Source organism: Pseudomonas putida (genome assembly GCA_041071465.1).
Taxonomy (GTDB): Bacteria; Pseudomonadota; Gammaproteobacteria; order Pseudomonadales; family Pseudomonadaceae; genus Aquipseudomonas; species Aquipseudomonas putida_P.
This window is the reverse complement of sequence record CP163498.1, coordinates 1,737,150-1,756,532: the sequence shown is the minus strand read 5'-3', so window position 1 is coordinate 1,756,532 and position 19,383 is coordinate 1,737,150. Positions and strand designations below refer to the sequence as shown.

The 19,383-nt window shown below is 63.5% G+C and carries 13 protein-coding genes and 2 pseudogenes; 14 read left to right on the top strand and 1 reads right to left on the bottom strand.

Annotated features, from left to right (window positions below):
* Nucleotides 1-85 precede the first annotated feature (85 nt).
* The 14 genes and pseudogenes from hutC (at nt 86) to AB5975_08065 (ending at nt 17,348) form a co-directional block, all read left to right on the top strand.
* The gene (hutC, locus tag AB5975_08130; GenBank protein XDR22940.1) at nt 86-796 is read left to right on the top strand and encodes a histidine utilization repressor; all 711 of its coding nucleotides are present in this window, start codon (nt 86-88) and stop codon (nt 794-796) included.
* Nucleotides 793-1,365: a HutD family protein gene (locus AB5975_08125; protein XDR21787.1), complete on the top strand. Its 573-nt coding sequence runs from the start codon at nt 793-795 to the stop codon at nt 1,363-1,365. Before hutC ends, AB5975_08125 begins: the two co-directional genes overlap by 4 nt.
* Before the next feature lie 202 nt (nt 1,366-1,567).
* Entirely contained in the window at nt 1,568-3,241 is a 1,674-nt protein-coding gene (gene hutU, locus AB5975_08120) for a urocanate hydratase (GenBank protein XDR21786.1), read from the top strand.
* Nucleotides 3,242-3,348: 107 nt separating this feature from the next.
* Nucleotides 3,349-4,881 (top strand): histidine ammonia-lyase, encoded by a 1,533-nt coding sequence (gene hutH, locus AB5975_08115; protein ID XDR21785.1) that lies wholly within the window; start codon nt 3,349-3,351, stop codon nt 4,879-4,881.
* Nucleotides 4,882-5,040: 159 nt separating this feature from the next.
* A complete protein-coding gene (locus AB5975_08110) occupies nt 5,041-6,444 on the top strand; it encodes an amino acid permease (protein ID XDR21784.1) in 1,404 nt (467 codons plus the stop codon).
* Nucleotides 6,445-6,459: 15 nt separating this feature from the next.
* Nucleotides 6,460-7,665: an imidazolonepropionase gene (hutI, locus tag AB5975_08105; protein ID XDR21783.1), complete on the top strand. Its 1,206-nt coding sequence runs from the start codon at nt 6,460-6,462 to the stop codon at nt 7,663-7,665.
* A 10-nt stretch (nt 7,666-7,675) separates the two neighbouring features.
* Nucleotides 7,676-8,478: pseudogene (hutG, locus tag AB5975_08100) on the top strand (N-formylglutamate deformylase).
* A gap of 77 nt (nt 8,479-8,555) precedes the next feature.
* Nucleotides 8,556-9,527 carry a prolyl aminopeptidase gene (pip, locus tag AB5975_08095; GenBank protein XDR21782.1) on the top strand — a complete coding sequence of 324 codons (972 nt, stop codon included), beginning with the start codon at nt 8,556-8,558 and terminating at the stop codon, nt 9,525-9,527.
* Entirely contained in the window at nt 9,524-9,961 is a 438-nt protein-coding gene (gene dtd, locus AB5975_08090; protein XDR21781.1) for a D-aminoacyl-tRNA deacylase, read from the top strand. Before pip ends, dtd begins: the two co-directional genes overlap by 4 nt.
* A 263-nt stretch (nt 9,962-10,224) precedes the next feature.
* A pseudogene (locus AB5975_08085) lies at nt 10,225-11,963 on the top strand (glucan biosynthesis protein G).
* Nucleotides 11,956-14,529, top strand: a complete 2,574-nt coding sequence (gene mdoH, locus AB5975_08080) for a glucans biosynthesis glucosyltransferase MdoH (GenBank protein XDR21780.1) — start codon at nt 11,956-11,958, stop codon at nt 14,527-14,529. Before AB5975_08085 ends, mdoH begins: the two are co-directional and overlap by 8 nt.
* A gap of 252 nt (nt 14,530-14,781) precedes the next feature.
* Nucleotides 14,782-15,579 (top strand): transporter substrate-binding domain-containing protein, encoded by a 798-nt coding sequence (locus AB5975_08075; GenBank protein XDR22939.1) that lies wholly within the window; start codon nt 14,782-14,784, stop codon nt 15,577-15,579.
* Between the two features lie 79 nt (nt 15,580-15,658).
* Entirely contained in the window at nt 15,659-16,621 is a 963-nt protein-coding gene (locus tag AB5975_08070) for an amino acid ABC transporter permease (GenBank protein XDR21779.1), read from the top strand.
* Nucleotides 16,614-17,348 (top strand): amino acid ABC transporter ATP-binding protein, encoded by a 735-nt coding sequence (locus AB5975_08065; GenBank protein ID XDR22938.1) that lies wholly within the window; start codon nt 16,614-16,616, stop codon nt 17,346-17,348. Before AB5975_08070 ends, AB5975_08065 begins: the two co-directional genes overlap by 8 nt.
* A gap of 34 nt (nt 17,349-17,382) precedes the next feature.
* Here the strand turns inward: AB5975_08065 and AB5975_08060 are convergent, their stop codons facing one another.
* Nucleotides 17,383-19,326 (bottom strand): methyl-accepting chemotaxis protein, encoded by a 1,944-nt coding sequence (locus AB5975_08060; GenBank protein XDR21778.1) that lies wholly within the window; start codon nt 19,324-19,326, stop codon nt 17,383-17,385.
* Between the last annotated feature and the right edge of the window lie 57 nt (nt 19,327-19,383).

Below are 19,383 nucleotides of genomic sequence, written 5' to 3'. Positions count from 1 at the left end.
AAACTGCGGCAAGCTACCGCTCACTCCATATGCACAAGGATCCAACGCCGTGCCGACACCTCCTGTCTCCGCGCTGGTTGCCCAGATGGGCGAGGGCCCGGCGCCGTTGTACGCCCGGGTCAAACAGATGATCATCCAGCAGATCGACAACGGCAGCTGGCCACCCCATCACCGGGTCCCCTCGGAGAGTGAACTGGTCAGCGAGCTGGGCTTCAGCCGCATGACCATCAACCGTGCCCTGCGTGAACTCACCGCCGAAGGGCTGCTGGTGCGCATGCAAGGGGTCGGCACCTTCGTGGCCGAGCCCAAGGGCCGTTCGGCGCTGTTCGAAGTCAACAACATTGCCGACGAAATTGCCGCGCGCGGCCACCAGCATAGCTGCCAGGTGATCACCCTCAATGAGGAAGCCGCCGGCTCCGAGCGGGCCTTGGCCCTGGACATGCGCGAAGGCCAGCGCGTGTTCCACTCGCTGATCGTGCATTTCGAGAACGGCGTGCCGGTGCAGATCGAGGACCGCTACGTCAACGCGGCCATTGCCCCCGACTACCTCAAGCAGGACTTCACCCGGCAGACGCCTTACGCCTACCTGTCCCAGGTGGCGCCGCTGACCGAAGGTGAGCACGTGGTCGAGGCCATTCTGGCCGAGCCGGAAGAGTGCCGCCTGCTGCAGATCGAGCGGGGCGAGCCGTGCCTGCTGATTCGCCGCCGTACCTGGTCCGGCCGCCAGCCGGTGACCGCTGCACGGCTGATCCACCCCGGTTCCCGTCATCGCCTGGAAGGACGTTTCAGTAAATGAGCCAGCTGCAGTTGTTGCGTGCGCAGGATTACCCGCGCATGCCGTGGAAGAACGGTGGCGGTTTCACCGAAGAAATTACCCGCGACAGTGGCGAGGGCCTGGATGGCTTTGGCTGGCGCCTGTCGATTGCCGATATCGAAGAGTCGGGTGGTTTTTCCACCTTCGCCGGTTATCAGCGAATCATCACCGTGCTGCAGGGCGACGGCATGCGCTTGATGGTCGACGGCCAGGCCAGCCGGCCGTTGCTGCCGTTCGATGCCTTTGCCTTCAGCGGTGAAAGCCAGGTCAGTTGCAAGCTGCTGGGGGGGGCGATCCGCGATTTCAACCTGATCTATGCGCCGCAGCGGTATCGGGCGCGGTTGCAGTGGTTCGATGGCACCAGCCGGTTGTACAGCTCGGCGTCGACGGTGCTGTTGTTTGCGGCCGGTAGCCAGGTCGAGGTTGGCGTTGCCGGGCGTGAGACGCAGCGGTTGGGGTTGTATGACTGCCTGCGGCTGGAGGGCAACGACGAGTTGCTTGGGCTGGAGGTTCAGGGGCGGTTTTGCTTGATCGAGCTCATTTTGCGCTGATGGGCTTGGCAATGCATTTTCATTGCCTGTGAGATCGAGCGCCGCCCGCGCGGCGCTCGATCTATGCACCACCACAAAACCCAAGCCAGGAACGCACAGGTCCAATTATTTTGGTTGTCCATGCTTGTACATACAAGTAAAGGTGTGTTTGTATATTCACCACGACATACCCGCCCGCGGACGACCGCAGAGGACCTTTCCCGTGACCGACAACAACAAATACCGTGACGTTGAAATCCGTGCCCCACGTGGCAACAAGCTGACCGCCAAAAGCTGGCTGACCGAAGCGCCACTGCGCATGCTGATGAACAACCTCGACCCGCAGGTCGCGGAAAACCCGAAAGAACTGGTGGTGTACGGCGGTATCGGCCGCGCCGCCCGTAACTGGGAATGCTACGACAAGATCGTCGAAACCCTGACCCGCCTGGAAGACGACGAAACCCTGCTGGTGCAGTCGGGCAAGCCGGTCGGCGTGTTCAAGACCCACAGCAACGCCCCGCGCGTGTTGATCGCCAACTCCAACCTGGTGCCACACTGGGCCAACTGGGAACATTTCAACGAACTGGACGCCAAGGGCCTGGCCATGTACGGCCAGATGACCGCTGGCAGCTGGATCTACATCGGCAGCCAAGGCATCGTTCAGGGCACCTATGAAACCTTCGTCGAAGCCGGTCGCCAGCACTACGGTGGCAGCCTGAAAGGCAAGTGGGTGCTCACAGCAGGCCTCGGCGGCATGGGTGGCGCGCAGCCACTGGCCGCTACCCTGGCCGGTGCCTGCTCGCTGAACATCGAGTGCCAGCAGAGCCGCATCGACTTCCGTCTGGAAACCCGCTACGTAGACGAGCAGGCCACTGACCTTGACGACGCCCTGGCGCGCATCGCCAAGTACACCGCCGAAGGCAAGGCCATTTCCATCGCCCTGCACGGCAACGCCGCCGAAATCCTGCCAGAGCTGGTCAAGCGTGGCGTGCGCCCGGACATGGTCACCGACCAGACCAGCGCCCACGACCCGCTGAACGGCTACCTGCCTGCCGGCTGGACCTGGGAACAGTACCGCGATCGTGCGCAGACCGAACCGGCTGCAGTGGTCAAGGCCGCCAAGCAGTCGATGGCCGTGCACGTACAGGCCATGCTGGACTTCCAGAAACAGGGCATCCCGACCTTCGACTACGGCAACAACATCCGTCAGATGGCCAAGGAAGAAGGCGTGGCCAATGCCTTCGACTTCCCAGGCTTCGTCCCTGCCTACATCCGCCCGCTGTTCTGCCGTGGTATCGGCCCGTTCCGCTGGGCGGCGCTGTCTGGCGAGGCAGAGGACATCTACAAGACCGACGCCAAGGTCAAGGAACTGATCCCCGACGACGCCCACCTGCACCGCTGGCTGGACATGGCCCGCGAGCGCATCAGCTTCCAGGGCCTGCCGGCGCGTATCTGCTGGGTTGGCCTGGGCCTTCGCGCCAAGCTGGGCCTGGCCTTCAACGAAATGGTCCGCAGCGGCGAGCTGTCGGCACCGGTGGTGATCGGCCGTGACCACCTGGACTCGGGTTCGGTATCCAGCCCCAACCGCGAAACCGAAGCCATGCGTGATGGTTCGGACGCCGTTTCCGATTGGCCACTGCTCAACGCCCTGCTGAACACTGCAGGCGGCGCCACCTGGGTGTCGCTGCACCACGGCGGTGGTGTGGGCATGGGCTTCTCGCAGCACTCGGGCATGGTCATCGTCTGTGACGGTACCGATGAAGCTGCCGAGCGTATCGCCCGCGTACTGACCAACGATCCAGGGACTGGCGTCATGCGCCACGCCGATGCCGGTTATGACATCGCCATCGACTGCGCCAAAGAGCAGGGCCTGGACCTGCCGATGATCACTGGCTGATCGCCACGCTTTGGATCGCACCCCGCAAGGGGTGATACTGAACAACAAGAAGGAGCGCGCAGGCACCCAACGACGGGCCTGCGGCTCCACGCGATTGGAGTAGCAAAGTGACCGAACTCACCCTCAAGCCTGGCACCCTGACCTTGGCCCAGCTGCGCGCGATCCACGCCGCGCCCGTGCGCCTGCAACTGGATGCCAGCGCCGCGCCGGCCATCGACGCCAGCGTTGCCTGCGTCGAGCAAATCATTGCCGAAGACCGCACCGCCTACGGCATCAACACCGGTTTCGGCCTGTTGGCCTCGACCCGCATTGCCAGCCACGACCTGGAAAACCTGCAGCGCTCGCTGGTGCTGTCCCACGCCGCCGGTATCGGCGCGCCGCTGGATGACGACCTGGTGCGGTTGATCATGGTGCTGAAAATCAACAGCCTCAGCCGTGGCTTTTCCGGCATTCGTCGCAAAGTCATCGACGCCCTGATTGCCCTGGTAAACGCCGAAGTCTATCCGCACATCCCGCTGAAAGGCTCCGTGGGTGCTTCCGGCGACTTGGCACCGCTGGCGCACATGTCGCTGGTGCTGCTGGGTGAAGGCAAAGCCCGCTACAAGGGCCAATGGCTGTCGGCTACCGAAGCCCTGGCGGTTGCCGGCCTCGAACCGCTGACCCTGGCTGCCAAAGAAGGCCTGGCCCTGCTCAACGGCACCCAGGCGTCCACCGCCTATGCCCTGCGTGGCCTGTTCCAGGCCGAAGACCTGTATGCCGCCGCCATCGCCTGCGGCGGCCTAAGCGTCGAAGCCGTATTGGGCTCGCGTTCGCCGTTCGATGCGCGTATCCACGAAGCGCGTGGCCAGCGCGGCCAGATCGACACCGCCGCCTGCTTCCGCGACCTGCTGGGCGATTCCAGCGAAGTGTCGCTGTCGCACAAGAACTGTGACAAGGTTCAGGACCCGTACTCGCTGCGCTGCCAGCCGCAGGTCATGGGCGCGTGCCTGACCCAGCTGCGCCAGGCCGCCGAGGTACTGGGCGTCGAAGCCAACGCTGTGTCGGACAACCCGCTGGTGTTCGCTGCCGAGGGTGACGTGATTTCCGGTGGTAACTTCCACGCAGAGCCCGTGGCCATGGCTGCCGACAACCTGGCCCTGGCCATTGCCGAAATCGGCTCGCTCAGCGAGCGCCGCATCTCGCTGATGATGGACAAGCACATGTCCCAGCTGCCGCCGTTCCTGGTGGAAAACGGTGGGGTGAACTCCGGCTTCATGATCGCCCAGGTGACCGCTGCCGCCCTGGCCAGCGAGAACAAGGCCCTGTCGCACCCGCACAGCGTCGACAGCCTGCCAACCTCGGCCAACCAGGAAGACCATGTGTCGATGGCCCCGGCTGCCGGCAAGCGCCTGTGGGAAATGGCCGAAAACACCCGTGGCGTACTGGCCATCGAATGGCTGGGCGCCTGCCAGGGTCTGGACCTGCGCAAGGGCCTGAAGACTTCGGCCAAGCTGGAGAAGGCACGCCAGGCGCTGCGCAGCGAAGTGGCGCACTACGACCGTGACCGTTTCTTCGCGCCAGACATCGAAAAGGCTGTGGAACTGTTGGCCAAGGGCAGCCTGACCGGTTTGTTGCCGGCGGGCGTGCTGCCAAGCCTGTAATGCCCCTGGGGGCCGCATTGCGGCCCTTTGCGGGCGCGCCCGCTCTCATAGGTACGGCACAAAGCTGCGGTATTCCTGTGGGAGCGGGCGTGCCCGCGAATGGGCTACGCAGCAGCCCCTTCTGATCTCACGACCACAAAAACAATTTAAGGACGTGACATGCAACAAGCTCAAGGTCTCAAACGCGGGCTAAGTGCCCGCCACATCCGTTTCATGGCCCTCGGTTCCGCCATCGGCACCGGGCTGTTCTACGGTTCCGCCTCGGCCATCCAGATGGCCGGCCCGGCCGTGCTGCTGGCCTACCTGATCGGCGGCGCCGCCGTGTTCATGGTCATGCGCGCCCTCGGCGAAATGGCCGTGCACAACCCAGTGGCCGGTTCCTTCGGTCACTACGCCAGCACCTACCTCGGCCCCATGGCCGGCTTCATCCTCGGCTGGACCTACGCCTTCGAGATGGTCATCGTCGCCATCGCCGACGTCACCGCCTTCGGGATCTACATGGGCTTCTGGTTCCCGGAGGTCGCCCGCTGGATCTGGGTGCTGGGTATCGTCTTCATCATCGGCGGCCTCAACCTGTGCAACGTCAAGGTATTTGGCGAGATGGAGTTCTGGCTGTCGCTGCTCAAGGTCGGCGCCATCGTCGCGATGATCCTGGCCGGGCTCGGCATCATGGCCTTCGGTTTCAGCCAGGTGGGCACCGGGCATGCCGTGGGCATGAGCAACCTGTTCGACCACGGCGGCTTCATGCCTAACGGCATCGGCGGGCTGATTGCGTCGTTTGCCGTGGTGATGTTCGCTTTCGGCGGTATCGAGATCATCGGCGTCACCGCCGGTGAGGCCAAGGACCCGCAACGCGTCATCCCCAAAGCGATCAACGCGGTGCCCCTGCGCATCCTGCTGTTCTACGTGCTCACCCTGTTCGTGCTGATGTGCCTGTACCCCTGGCCGCAAATCGGCAGCCAGGGCAGCCCGTTCGTGCAGATCTTCAGCAACCTGGGGATTGGCTCGGCCGCCGCCGTGCTGAATGTCGTGGTGATTTCCGCCGCCATCTCGGCCATCAACAGCGACATCTTCGGCGCCGGCCGCATGATGTACGGCCTGGCCCATCAAGGCCATGCGCCACGCAGCTTCGGCAAGCTGTCGAAACATGGCGTGCCGTGGATGACCGTGGTGGTGATGGGCGCTGCATTGCTGATCGGCGTGCTGCTCAACTACCTGATCCCGGAAAACGTGTTCCTGCTGATTGCCTCGATCGCCACCTTCGCCACGGTGTGGGTGTGGCTGATGATCCTGCTTACCCAGGTGGCCATGCGCCGCAGCATGAGCCGTGAGGAAGTGGCCCAGCTCAAGTTCCCGGTACCGTTCTGGCCCTATGGCCCGGCCATGGCCATTGCGTTCATGGTGTTCATCTTTGGCGTGCTTGGCTACTTCCCGGACACCCAGGCGGCATTGATCGTCGGCGTGATCTGGGTGGTGTTCCTGGTGGCGTCCTACCTGCTGTGGTGCAAGCCGCGCGCAGGGCAGGGCCAGCCGGCAGTGGAACCGGCCGAGCTGCACCGCTAGTAAAGGAGATTGTGCATGAGAACCCTCTGGCAGCATTGCCATGTGGCAACCATGGCCGAAGGCCGATACTCGGCCATCGAAGACGCGGCCATCGTCACCAGCGCCGGGCTGATCGAATGGATCGGCCCACGCGCCGAGCTGGCACCGGTCGAGGCTGACCGCACGGTGGACCTGGGCGGCGCATGGGTCACCCCGGGGCTGATCGACTGCCACACCCACGCGGTGTTCGGTGGCAACCGCAGCGGTGAGTTCGAGCAGCGCCTGCAAGGCGTGAGCTATGCCGAAATCGCAGCGCAAGGCGGTGGTATCGCCAGCACCGTGCGGGCCACCCGCGCGGCCAGCGAAGACGAGCTGTTCGCCAGTGCTCGCCAGCGGGTCCAGGCGCTGATGCGCGATGGCGTGACCACGATCGAGATCAAGTCCGGCTACGGCCTGGACCTGGCCAACGAGCGCAAGATGCTGCGTGTGGCCCGGCGCTTGGCCGACGAGCTGCCGTTGGCGGTGCGTGCCACCTGCCTGGCGGCGCATGCCTTGCCGCCGGAGTACGCGGGCCGGGCCGACGATTACATCGCGCACATCTGTGACGAGATGCTGCCAGCCCTGGCCGCCGAAGGCCTGGTGGATGCGGTGGATGCCTTCTGCGAACACCTGGCGTTCTCCCCAGCCCAGGTCGAGCGGTTGTTCATCAAGGCGCGCGCGCTGGGCCTGCCGGTCAAACTGCACGCCGAACAGCTGTCGTCGTTGCATGGCTCCAGCCTGGCAGCACGCTACCAGGCACTGTCGGCCGACCACCTGGAGTTCATGACCGAGGAAGACGCCATTGCCATGGCAAAAGCCGGCACGGTCGCCGTGCTGCTGCCGGGCGCCTTCTACTTCCTGCGCGAAACCCAGTTGCCGCCCATGGACGCCTTGCGCCGCCACGGAGTGAAGATTGCCCTGGCCAGCGACCTCAACCCCGGCACTTCGCCAGGGCTGTCACTGCGCTTGATGCTGAACATGGGCTGTACCTGTTTCCGCATGACCCCGGAAGAAGCCTTGGCCGGCGTCACCGTGCATGCCGCCACTGCTTTGGGCCTGGGCGACAGCCACGGCTCGCTGGAGGTGGGCAAGGTGGCTGACTTCGTCGCCTGGCAAATCGAACGTCCCGCCGACCTGGCCTACTGGCTGGGTGGCGACCTGCCCAAGCGCGTGGTGCGCAAGGGCCACGAAATCTCCAACTGAGCGAGGCATGATGGACAAGGCACTGAGTTTTCACCAAGGCCGCCTGCCGCTGCTGATCAGCATGCCGCACGCCGGCCTGCGCCTGAGCGACGCCGTGCGCGACGGCCTGGTCGACCAGGCGCGCAGCTTGCCGGACACCGACTGGCACATCCCGCGGCTGTATGACTTTGCCCGTGACCTGGGTGCCAGCGTGGTGGCCGCGGAGTATTCGCGTTTCGTCATCGACCTGAATCGCCCGGATGACGACAAACCGCTGTACGCCGGCGCCACCACGGGCCTGTACCCGGCCACGTTGTTCGAAGGCGAGCCGCTGTTCAAGGATGGGCTGGTGCCGTCCGGCGAAGAACGTAAACGTTACCTGGAGCAAATCTGGCGCCCTTATCACGACACCCTTCGTCACGAGCTGGACCGGCTGCGCGAGCAGTTTGGCTATGCGCTGCTGTGGGATGCCCATTCGATCCGTTCGCATATCCCGCACCTGTTCGACGGCAAGTTGCCGGACTTCAACCTGGGCACTTTCAACGGTGCCAGTTGCGACCCGGCACTGGCTGAGCGGCTGCAGGCCGTGTGCGCCGAGGCGCAAGGTTACAGCCATGTGCTTAATGGCCGGTTCAAGGGCGGGCACATCACCGGCATTATGGCGACCCGGCCAACCATATCCATGCGGTGCAGTTGGAGCTGGCGCAAAGCACGTACATGGAGGAAACCGAGCCGTTTGCCTACCGGGAAGACTTGGCGCAACCGACGCAAGTGGTATTGAAGCAGCTTTTGCAAGCGCTGCTGGCTTGGGGGGAAGCGCGTTACCCGCGTTGAGTGGAAGAGGCGGTGCTCAAAGCGCAATTCAGGTTTATGATGGCCCACGGCCGAATAATCCTCACACGGAGTGCGCAATGCAGACCCTCTACCCGCAGATCAAACCCTACGCCCGGCACGATCTGGCCGTGGAAGCGCCGCATGTGCTGTATGTCGACGAGAGCGGCTCGCCAGAAGGTCTGCCGGTGGTGTTCATCCACGGTGGGCCGGGCGCCGGTTGCGACGCCCAGAGCCGTTGCTACTTCGACCCAACGCTGTACCGCATCATCACCTTCGACCAGCGCGGCTGTGGCCGCTCCACGCCCCATGCGAGCCTGGAGAACAACACCACCTGGCACCTGGTCGAGGACCTGGAGCGCATTCGTGAGCACCTGGGTATCGACAAGTGGGTGCTCTTCGGCGGCTCGTGGGGCTCGACCCTGGCCCTGGCGTACGCCCAGGCCCACCCCGAGCGTGTGCATGGCCTGATCCTGCGCGGCATCTTCCTGTGCCGGCCACAGGAGATCGAATGGTTCTACCAGGAAGGCGCCAGCCGCATGTTCCCGGACTACTGGCAGGACTACATCGCACCGATTCCACCGGAAGAGCGTGGCGATCTGGTCAAGGCTTTCCACAAGCGCCTGACCGGCAACGACCAGATTGCCCAGATGCATGCGGCCAAGGCCTGGTCCACCTGGGAGGGCCGTACCGCCACCCTGCGTCCGAACCCGCTGGTCGTCGACCGGTTCTCCGAACCGCAGCGTGCGCTGTCGATCGCCCGTATCGAATGCCACTACTTCATGAACAATGCCTTCCTCGAGCCGGATCAGCTGATCCGCGACTTGCCGAAAATCGCCCATCTGCCGGCGGTGATCGTGCACGGCCGCTACGACGTGATCTGCCCGCTGGACAACGCCTGGGCCCTGCACCAGGCCTGGCCGAACAGCGAGTTGAAAGTGATCCGTGACGCCGGTCACGCGGCTTCGGAGCCTGGCATCACCGATGCCCTGGTACGTGCCGCCGACCAGATGGCCCGGCGCCTGCTCGACCTGCCCCTGGAAGAAGCATGAGGGGCCTGCTGCAGCGCGTGCGCGGTGCACGCGTCGAAGTAGCGGGGGAGGTGGTCGGCGCCATCGACCAGGGTCTGCTGGTACTGGTGGCGGTCGAGCCTGAAGATTCCCGTGAACAGGCCGATAAGCTGTTGCACAAGCTGTTGAACTACCGTGTGTTCAGCGACGAGCAAGGCAAGATGAACCTGTCGCTCAAGGATGTCGGGGGTGGCTTGTTGCTGGTGTCGCAGTTCACCTTGGCGGCCGACACGCGCAATGGCATGCGCCCAAGCTTCTCGACGGCAGCGCCACCGGCCCTCGGCGCCGAATTGTTCGACTATCTTTTGCAGCAGGCAAACGCTCAGCACGCCGACGTGGCCAGCGGCCGCTTCGGTGCGGATATGCAGGTGCACCTGGTCAATGATGGCCCCGTAACATTTATGTTACAAATGTGAGGTCAAAAAACCCTTTGTTTATAGGAAAACAAGGGGTTTTGTACGATAAATAGTTGTTCCAGCCTGATGCGTTGTCACGCGACCTGCTGGATAATCGCGCGCTGCATGGACCTGCGTTCGCAGGTTCGTTTCACTCTGACTCGAGCATTGTCTGGATCCGTTTGGGGAATCATTACGCCCTCACGGGGTCCGAACAGTGCTCGCCAACCCGGCATTTGTCGCTGGCCGTTGGTTTCATGATCTGTTTTCGGCGAGGGTTGCTCGTGATTGTTAGTCCCCAAAAAGCATCAAGAATCCCCGGCGTGCGTCTACGCAAGGCCCTGATGGCCAGTGTGGCACTGGTCGGCCTGATGAGCGCGGGCCAGCTGTGGGCATTCAATCTTGACGATGTTGCAGCCAAGGCAAAGGATCTGGCCGGCCAGAAGTACGACGCACCAAAAAGCAACCTGCCTGCGGTGTTCCGCGACATGAAGTTCGCGGACTACCAGAAAATCCATTTCCTGCAGGAAAAGGCCGAGTGGGCCAAGGACAAGACCCCGTTCAAACTGTCGTTCTATCACCAGGGCATGCACTTCGACACCCCGGTGAAAATCAACGAAGTCACCGCCTCCAAGGTCGAGGAAATCAAGTACGACCCGAGCCGCTTCGAGTTCGGTGACGTGCCGCACGACCCGGAAACCACCAAGAACCTTGGTTACGCCGGCTTCCGCGTGCTGTACCCGATCAACAAGGCCGACAAGCAGGACGAGATCATGACCCTGCTTGGCGCCAGCTATTTCCGCGTGGTCGGCAAGGGCCATGTGTACGGCCTGTCGGCCCGTGGCCTGGCCATCGACACTGCACTGCCATCGGGCGAAGAGTTCCCGCGCTTCACCGAGTTCTGGGTCGAGAAACCCAAGCCGGCCGACAAGCACCTGGTGATCTACGCCTTGCTGGACTCGCCGCGCTCCACCGGTGCCTACAAGCTGACCCTGCGCCCAGGCAACGATACCGTGGTCGACGTGCAGTCCCGCGTGTTCCTGCGTGACCAGGTCAGCCGCCTGGGCATTGCCCCGCTGACCAGCATGTACCTGTTCGGCCCCAACCAGCCGTCCAAAGTGCTCAACTACCGCCCGGCCCTGCACGACTCCGAAGGCCTGTCGATTCACGCCGGCAATGGCGAGTGGCTGTGGCGCCCGCTGAACAACCCGAAACACCTCGCGGTGAGCAACTTCAGCGTCGAGAACCCGCGTGGTTTCGGCTTGATGCAGCGTCAGCGTGCCTTCAGCGACTTCGAAGACCTCGACGACAACTACCAGAAGCGCCCAAGCGCCTGGATCGAGCCAAAGGGTGACTGGGGCAAGGGCACCGTCGACCTGGTCGAAATCCCGACTGCCGACGAAACCAACGACAACATCGTAGCTTTCTGGAGCCCGGAGAAGCTGCCAGAGCCAGGCAAGCCGATCGAGTACGCCTACCGCCTGCACTGGACCATCGACGAGGCGAAATTCCAGGCGCCTGATCTGGGCTCGGTCAAGCAGACCCTGCGCTCCACCGGTGACGTCAAGCAGTCCAACCTGATCCGCCAGCCAGACGGCAGCGTGGCCTTCCTGGTCGATTTCACAGGCCCCGCCTTGGCCGCCTTGCCGGAAGATACCGCCGTGCGCAGCCAGATCAGCGTTGACGACAACGCCGAGGTGGTCGAAAACAATCTGCGCTATAACCCTGAGACCAAGGGCTGGCGCCTGACCCTGCGTCTTAAGGTCAAGGAAGCCAACAAGTCGACCGAAATGCGTGCCGCGCTGGTGCGTGATGTGCCGGTCGAGCCCGCCAAGCCTGCCCAGGACGCCAAGCAGGACAAGGCCGCAGCCAAACATGCCAAGGCCGAGAAAGCCGTGAAGGCCGAGCAACCTGCCAAGGCCGAACAACCTGCCGCCGATGCGGCGCCCACCAACGGGCCCCGGCCACCACCGAGAAGGTGCTGACCGAGACCTGGAGCTATCAGTTGCCTGCCGATGAGTAACTCAAACGCAAGGCCAGTATCGCTTGGCGAGTACCTGGCTCACCTGCCACTGAGTGACGAGCAACGGGCGGAACTCGCCAGTTGCTCGTCGTTCAGTGAGCTGCACCAACGTCTGGCGGCCGACCCGGCCGCCGGCCCTGCCGAGGCCGTACAGGCCTCGGTCGGTCCACGTTTGACCGTGGGCAGTGCTGCCGAGCTGGAAGATGCCGAAATGCTCGGTGTCGATGGCAGCGGCCGCCTGTGCCTGAAGATCGCCCCGCCGATCAAACGCACCAAGGTCGTGCCCGAGCCGTGGCGCACCAACGTGCTGATCCGCATGTGGCGGCGCATGACCGGCCGTCCCAACGCGCCGCAGCCACCCAAGCGCGAGCTGCCGCCGGCACGCTGGCGCACGGTTGGGTCGATCCGCCGTTACATCCTGCTGGCCCTGATGATCGGCCAGACCATCGTCGCCGGTTGGTACATGAAGGGCATCCTGCCGTACCAGGGCTGGTCGTTCGTCGACCTCGACGAAATCCTCAGCCAGTCGCTGTGGGACACCGTCGTGCAGGTGTGGCCGTATGCCTTGCAAACCTCCATCCTGATCCTCTTCGGCATCCTGTTCTGCTGGGTATCGGCGGGCTTCTGGACCGCACTGATGGGCTTCCTCGAGCTGCTCACCGGGCGCGACAAATACAAGATTTCGGGCAGTAGCGCCGGCAACGAGCCGATTGCACCCGAGGCGCGTACCGCGTTGGTGATGCCGATCTGCAACGAAGACGTGCCGCGTGTGTTCGCCGGCCTGCGCGCAACGTTCGAGTCGGTGGCCGCCAGCGGCAACCTCGACCGCTTCGACTTCTTCGTGCTCAGCGACACCAACGACACCGACATTGCCGTGGCCGAGCAACAGGCCTGGCTGGACGTGTGCCGCGAAACCAAAGGCTTTGGCCGCATCTTCTACCGCCGCCGTCGGCGCCGGGTGAAGCGCAAGAGCGGCAACCTCGACGACTTCTGCCGTCGCTGGGGTGGCGAGTACAAGTACATGGTCGTGCTCGACGCCGACAGCGTCATGAGCGGCGAGTGCCTGAGCAGCCTGGTGCGCCTGATGGAGGCCAACCCGGACGCCGGCATCATCCAGACCGGGCCAAAAGCCTCGGGCATGGACACCCTGTATGCACGCATGCAGCAGTTCGCCACCCGCGTGTACGGCCCGCTGTTCACCGCTGGCCTGCACTTCTGGCAGCTGGGCGAGTCGCACTACTGGGGCCACAACGCGATCATCCGCATGAAGCCGTTCATCGAGCACTGCGCCCTGGCGCCGTTGCCGGGTAAGGGCGCGTTCGCCGGTGCCATCCTTTCCCACGACTTCGTCGAAGCCGCGCTGATGCGCCGCGCCGGCTGGGGCGTGTGGATCGCCTACGACCTGCCGGGCAGCTACGAAGAACTGCCGCCGAACCTGCTCGACGAGCTCAAGCGCGACCGCCGTTGGTGCCACGGCAACCTGATGAACTTCCGCCTGTTCCTGGTCAAGGGCATGCACCCGGTACACCGTGCGGTGTTCCTCACCGGGGTCATGTCGTACCTGTCGGCACCGTTGTGGTTCCTGTTCCTGGTGCTGTCGACTGCGCTGCTGGCGACCAACACGCTGATGGAGCCGCAGTATTTCATCGAGCCGTACCAGCTTTACCCGCTGTGGCCGCAGTGGCACCCGGAAAAGGCCGTGGCGCTATTCTCCACCACGATCGTGCTGCTGTTCCTGCCCAAGCTGCTCAGTGTCATCCTGATCTGGGCCAAGGGCGCCGTCGAGTTCGGCGGGCGGATCAAGGTTACCTTGTCGATGCTGATGGAGATGCTGTTCTCCATGCTGCTGGCACCGGTACGCATGATCTTCCACACCCGCTTCGTGCTGGCCGCGTTCCTCGGCTGGGCCGCGACCTGGAACTCGCCGCAGCGTGACGACGACTCCACGCCGTGGAGCGAAGCGGTGCGTCGCCACGGTCCGCAAACCCTGCTGGGTATTGCCTGGGCCGCGCTGGTGGCGTGGTTGAACCCAAGCTTCCTGTGGTGGCTGGCGCCTATCGTCGGTTCGCTGGTGCTGTCGATCCCGGTGTCGGTAATTTCCAGCCGCACCCGCCTGGGCCTGGCGGCCAAGGACGAGAAGCTGTTCCTCATCCCCGAGGAATACGCCACCCCGCAAGAGCTGCTGGCTACCGACCAGTACACCCACGAAAACCGCTGGCATGCCCTGCATGATGGCTTCGTGCGGGCAGTGGTCGACCCGCGGCAGAACGCCCTGGCCTGCGCCATGGCCACTGCCCGTCACGGCCAGGCGGCGCCAATCGAGGCGCTGCGTGCCGAGCGCGTGGCCAAGGCGATTGAAGTCGGACCGAAAGGGCTGGACCTCAACACCCGCCTGGCCCTGCTCAGCGACCCGGTGGCACTGACGCGCCTGCACGAGCAGGTGTGGGCCGAGCACAATGCGGCGTGGATCGATGTGTGGCGTGCTTCCATCAAAAACGACCCGCACTCGCCGCTGTTGCCGTTGCATCCGGAGAGTGAAGGCCAACCAGTACTCGCCGGCGCCTGATAGATCTTGGGGCCGCTTTGCGGCCCATTCGCGACACAAGGCCGCTCCTACAGGGATATACATTCCTCTGTAGGAGCGGAAGCCCTCGCCAGCAATGTCCCTGCATAACCGATTTTGGCCAACAAAGTCCCCCCCAGCTCTAGGTCCCCGGGCCGCCATGCGTTAGCATCCCTCTCCGATACGACTCATCGGCCTGCACGGCCGTGCCAACAATAAGATTCGCTACTTTTCTTGCTAGGGGACTTGGTGATGATCAAGAAATACCTTTCGCGACTGTTGGTCGGTGTTACCGCCCTGGTCGCCGTGACAGCGGCCCAGGCGGGCGCCATCGATGACGCGGTCAAGCGCGGCACCTTGCGGGTGGGCATGGACCCGACCTACATGCCGTTCCAGATGACCAACAAGCGTGGCGAGATCATCGGCTTCGAAGTCGATATCCTCAAAGCCATGGCCAAGTCGATGGGCGTCAAGTTCGAGGCAGTGTCCACCGCCTATGACGGCATCATCCCGGCCCTGCTGACCGACAAGTTCGACATGATCGGCAGCGGCATGACCCTGACCCAGGAGCGCAACCTGCGCCTGAACTTCAGCGAACCCTTCATCGTGGTTGGTCAGACCCTGCTGATCCGCAAAGAGCTGGCTGGCGAGATCAAGTCGTACAAGGACCTGAACAACGAGAAGTACCGCCTGACGTCCAAGCTGGGCACCACCGGCGAAATGGTTTCCAAGAAGTTGATCGGCAAAGCCAAGTACCACGGCTACGACAACGAGCAGGAAGCGGTGATGGACGTGGTCAACGGCAAGGCCGATGCCTTCGTCTATGACGCCCCATACAACGTGGTTGCCGTGGAAAAAGCCGGCGCCGGCAAGCTGCTGTTCCTCGAAGAGCCCTTCACCTACGAGCCGCTGGCCTTCGGCCTGAAGAAAGGCGACTACGACAGCATCAACTTCATCAACAACTTCCTGCACCAGATCAAGCATGACGGGACCTACGATCGTATCCACGACAAGTGGTTCAAGAACAAGGACTGGCTGAAGGAAATGGAATAAGGCCCAGGCCAAAAGCCCGGCTTTATGACCCCGACGCGCAGGCAAACCCTGCGCGTTCGCATTTACGGAAGTACCCCACGTGATCAAACACAAGAAAGCCCAGTGGCCCTGGCACGGGCTGACCGCCCTGGTCCTGGTGGGCCTGGCGCTCAGCCTGTACATGGCCACTTCGATGATTTCCTACGAGTGGCGCTGGAACCGCGTACCGCAGTACTTTGCCTACAAGGCCGAGGAAACACAGCGCGCTGCCAATTACGGCACCGTGCAGGAAATCGTCATCTCCGGCGATAACGCTCGCGTCACGCTGAAGGATGAGAGTGGTGCCGAGCAAGTGCTCGATGTGGCCAAGGACAGCCTGCAGCTGAGCCGTGGCGACGATGTCGCCGAAGGCGACCCGATTGGTGTAACCCGGCATTGGGCAGCGGGCCCGCTGGCCTGGGGCCTTTGGACCACCTTGTGGATCTCGGTGGTGTCCGGGGCGCTGGGCCTGGTGATCGGCCTGTTCGCTGGCTTGTGCCGGTTGTCCAACAACCCCACCCTGCGCGACCTGTCGACCGTTTATGTCGAACTGGTGCGCGGCACGCCGCTGCTGGTGCAGATCTTCATCTTCTACTTCTTCATCGGCACTGTGCTCAACCTGTCCCGGGAATTTGCCGGGGTGGCGGCGCTGGCGCTGTTCACTGGCGCCTACGTGGCCGAAATTGTCCGTGCCGGCGTGCAGTCGATCGCCAAGGGCCAGAATGAAGCAGCTCGTTCCCTGGGCCTGAACGCTGGCCAGTCGATGCGCCACGTCATCTTGCCGCAGGCGTTCAAACGTGTGCTGCCACCGCTGGCCGGCCAGTTCATCAGCCTGGTCAAGGACACTTCGCTGGTGTCGGTAATCGCCATCACCGAGCTGACCAAGAGTGGCCGTGAGGCTATCACCACCTCGTTCTCTACCTTCGAAATCTGGTTCTGCGTGGCAGGCCTGTACCTGCTGATCAACCTGCCGCTGTCGCACATTGCCAGTCGGCTCGAGCGGAGGCTTGCGCAAAGTGATTGAAGTCCGTGACCTGCTGAAAGTCTTCGACACCCGTGGCCAGGTGGTACGGGCTGTGGATAACGTCACCACCCAGGTCGCCAAGGGCGAAGTGGTGGTGGTGCTCGGCCCATCGGGTTCGGGCAAATCGACCTTCCTGCGCTGCCTCAACGGCCTGGAGCATTTCGACCAGGGCCATGTGGCCATCGACGGTCTGCAGCTGGCCGACCCCAAGACCGACATCAACGCCTACCGCCGCGAAGTCGGCATGGTGTTCCAGCACTTCAACCTGTTCCCGCACATGACCGTGCTGGAAAACCTGTGCCTGGCGCAGAAGGTGGTGCGCAAGCGCAACAAGGCTGACCGCGAAGCCAAGGCCCGGGCGCTGCTGGAAAAGGTCGGCATTGCGCAAAAGGCCAACGAGTTCCCGTCTCGGCTTTCTGGCGGGCAGCAGCAGCGCGTAGCGATTGCCCGAGCGCTGGCGATGGACCCGAAAGTGATGCTGTTCGACGAACCAACCTCGGCGCTCGACCCGGAAATGGTCGGCGAGGTACTGGACGTGATGAAGACCTTGGCCCAGGAAGGCATGACCATGGTCTGCGTCACCCACGAAATGGGCTTTGCCCGCGAAGTGGCCGACCGTGTGCTGTTCTTCGATCATGGCAAGCTGCTGGAGGATTCGGCCCCGGCCGCGTTCTTCGCCGCCCCGAAAGACCCGCGTGCGCAGGCCTTCCTGCGCCAGGTGCTGTAACCGCATGGGGGGCGCTTTGCGCCCCCCAGCAATTTCAGATGTTGAACCGCCCCACCATCCCCCGCAACTGCTGCCCCAGCTGCTCCAGCTCCCCGCTCGAAGCCGCCGTCTGTTCACTGGCCGCACTGGTCTGATCCGACACATCCCGCACGTTGATCACACTGCGGTTGATCTGCTCGGCCACCACGCTCTGTTCTTCACTGGCCGTGGCGATTTGCTGGTTCATGCCCTGAATGCTCGACACCGTATCGGTTATCTGGCCCAACGCCTGCCCGGCCTTGCGGCTCAGCTCCACGCTTTGCTCGGTCAGGCTCTTGCTGCTGTCCAGCAGGCGGGTCACTTCGTCGGTACCGTTGTGCAGGCTGTCGATCAACTGGCCAATCTCCTCGGTCGCCGTCGAGGTGCGCTGGGCCAGGCCCCGCACTTCATCGGCCACCACGGCAAAGCCACGCCCGGCTTCTCCCGCCCGTGCAGCTTCGATCGCCGCGTTCAGGGCCAGCAGGTTGGTCTGTTCGGATACCGACTTGATCACGTCGAGGATGCTGCCAATGCGCTGGCTCTCGCCCGCCAGGTGTTGCATGGCCGCCAGGCAATGGTCCATCTGCCCGGCCAGTTGTTCGATACGGCCGATGGCCTCTGCCACCACTCGGTCGCCCAGTTGTGCCTGCTGGTCGGCGTTGCTCGCGGCCAGCGAGGCCTGCTCGGCGTTCTGTGCCACTTCCTGCACGGTGGCGCTCATCTGGTTCATGGCGGTGGCCACTTGGTCGGTCTCTTCGCGCTGTTGGTTGATGCGCAGCTTGGTGTCCTCGCTACTGGCCGCCAACTGAGTGGCGGCCTGTGACAGTTGGCCGACACCCTGGTCGATGCCACCGATCAGTTCGCGCAGGCTCAAGGTCATCTGGCGCATGCTGGTTTGCAGCTGGCCCATTTCGTCGCGGCGGTGCACTGCGTCAACCTGGCTCAGGTCACCCTTGGCGATACGCGCGGCCACGGCGAGTGTCTGGCGCAACGGTTGGGTGATCTGCACGGTGATCAGCCAGGCGGCCAATACCCCTACCACCAGTGCCATCAGCGCAACGCTGGTCAGCAGCGAGCGGGCGGCCAGGGCCTCACTGTCGCGTTGTTCGACCTTGCGTTTGCCCAGTTCGAGGCTCGTCGCGCGCAGCTCGGTGCCCATGATGTCCAGGTTGTTCTGCAACTGCTCGACACGTACGGCGGCGTGGCGGTACTGCTCAAGGCTGGCGCGGTACTTGGCCAGCTCGACACCAGGCTGCTCGCTGACTGCGCGTGGCAAGCCCAGCGGCGCGAGGCCTGCAAGCAGTTGCCCGAGGCTACTGTTGGCGGCATCCAGGGCGTTGTCGCCGACTTTGGCGAAATCCTCGACCGGATCGAAGGTATAGGCCGGCACCAGGCTTTGCTGGTTGGCCCCGTCGACATGCCGGGTGAGGGTGTCCATCAGCCCCAGTACACCGTTTTGCTGGCTGTCTGCAGGCATCTTCAGTAAAGCCTGGGTTTGCAGTTCGTCGATCGCCTCGTTGAGTTTCTGCTCCTGTATCTGCATGGCCTTACGCAAGCCAGTACGCTTGGCGACGTATTGCTGCAGTTCGCTGAAGTCGCTGCGCATGCGCTGCAACAATGCCAGGTCTTTAGCCAGCAACTGCCGTGATTCATCGATGCTGCTGCGATGCTGCAACGTGGTCAGGAGGTTTTCGAGCTGGTCGAAGATGCCGGTCATGCGCGTCTTGCTGGTGTCGTCGCTGAGCACGCGGTAGGTGATGCGTTCTGCGCGCAGGTCTTTGCCCAGGTCGTTGATCAGGTTTATTTCGCCGAGCTGCTGCGAGCGCACGATCGCGCCATCCAGGGCGCGCCAGCCACTGAGTGTGGTGGCCAGGGTGAGTAACAGGACCACGGCGAAGCCGAGGGCCAGCTTGGCAGCGACACTGATGTTGCCGAGCTTGCGGTTGAGGTAGCCGAGCATGGGGAATCTCCGAGCGATTGGGAAAATGCATGCAGGCGTATTGCCGGCATCACATCC

Excerpts from the sequence above, each read along its gene's own strand:
- dtd (XDR21781.1), top strand. The coding sequence starts at position 9,524 with ATGAGGGGCCTGCTGCAGCGCGTGCGCGGTGCACGCGTCGAAGTAGCG.
- AB5975_08125 (XDR21787.1), top strand. The coding sequence starts at position 793 with ATGAGCCAGCTGCAGTTGTTGCGTGCGCAGGATTACCCGCGCATGCCG.
- pip (XDR21782.1), top strand. The coding sequence starts at position 8,556 with ATGCAGACCCTCTACCCGCAGATCAAACCCTACGCCCGGCACGATCTG.
- AB5975_08060 (XDR21778.1), bottom strand. The coding sequence starts at position 19,326 with ATGCTCGGCTACCTCAACCGCAAGCTCGGCAACATCAGTGTCGCTGCC.
- hutI (XDR21783.1), top strand. The coding sequence starts at position 6,460 with ATGAGAACCCTCTGGCAGCATTGCCATGTGGCAACCATGGCCGAAGGC.
- hutC (XDR22940.1), top strand. The coding sequence starts at position 86 with ATGGGCGAGGGCCCGGCGCCGTTGTACGCCCGGGTCAAACAGATGATC.
- mdoH (XDR21780.1), top strand. The coding sequence starts at position 11,956 with ATGAGTAACTCAAACGCAAGGCCAGTATCGCTTGGCGAGTACCTGGCT.
- AB5975_08110 (XDR21784.1), top strand. The coding sequence starts at position 5,041 with ATGCAACAAGCTCAAGGTCTCAAACGCGGGCTAAGTGCCCGCCACATC.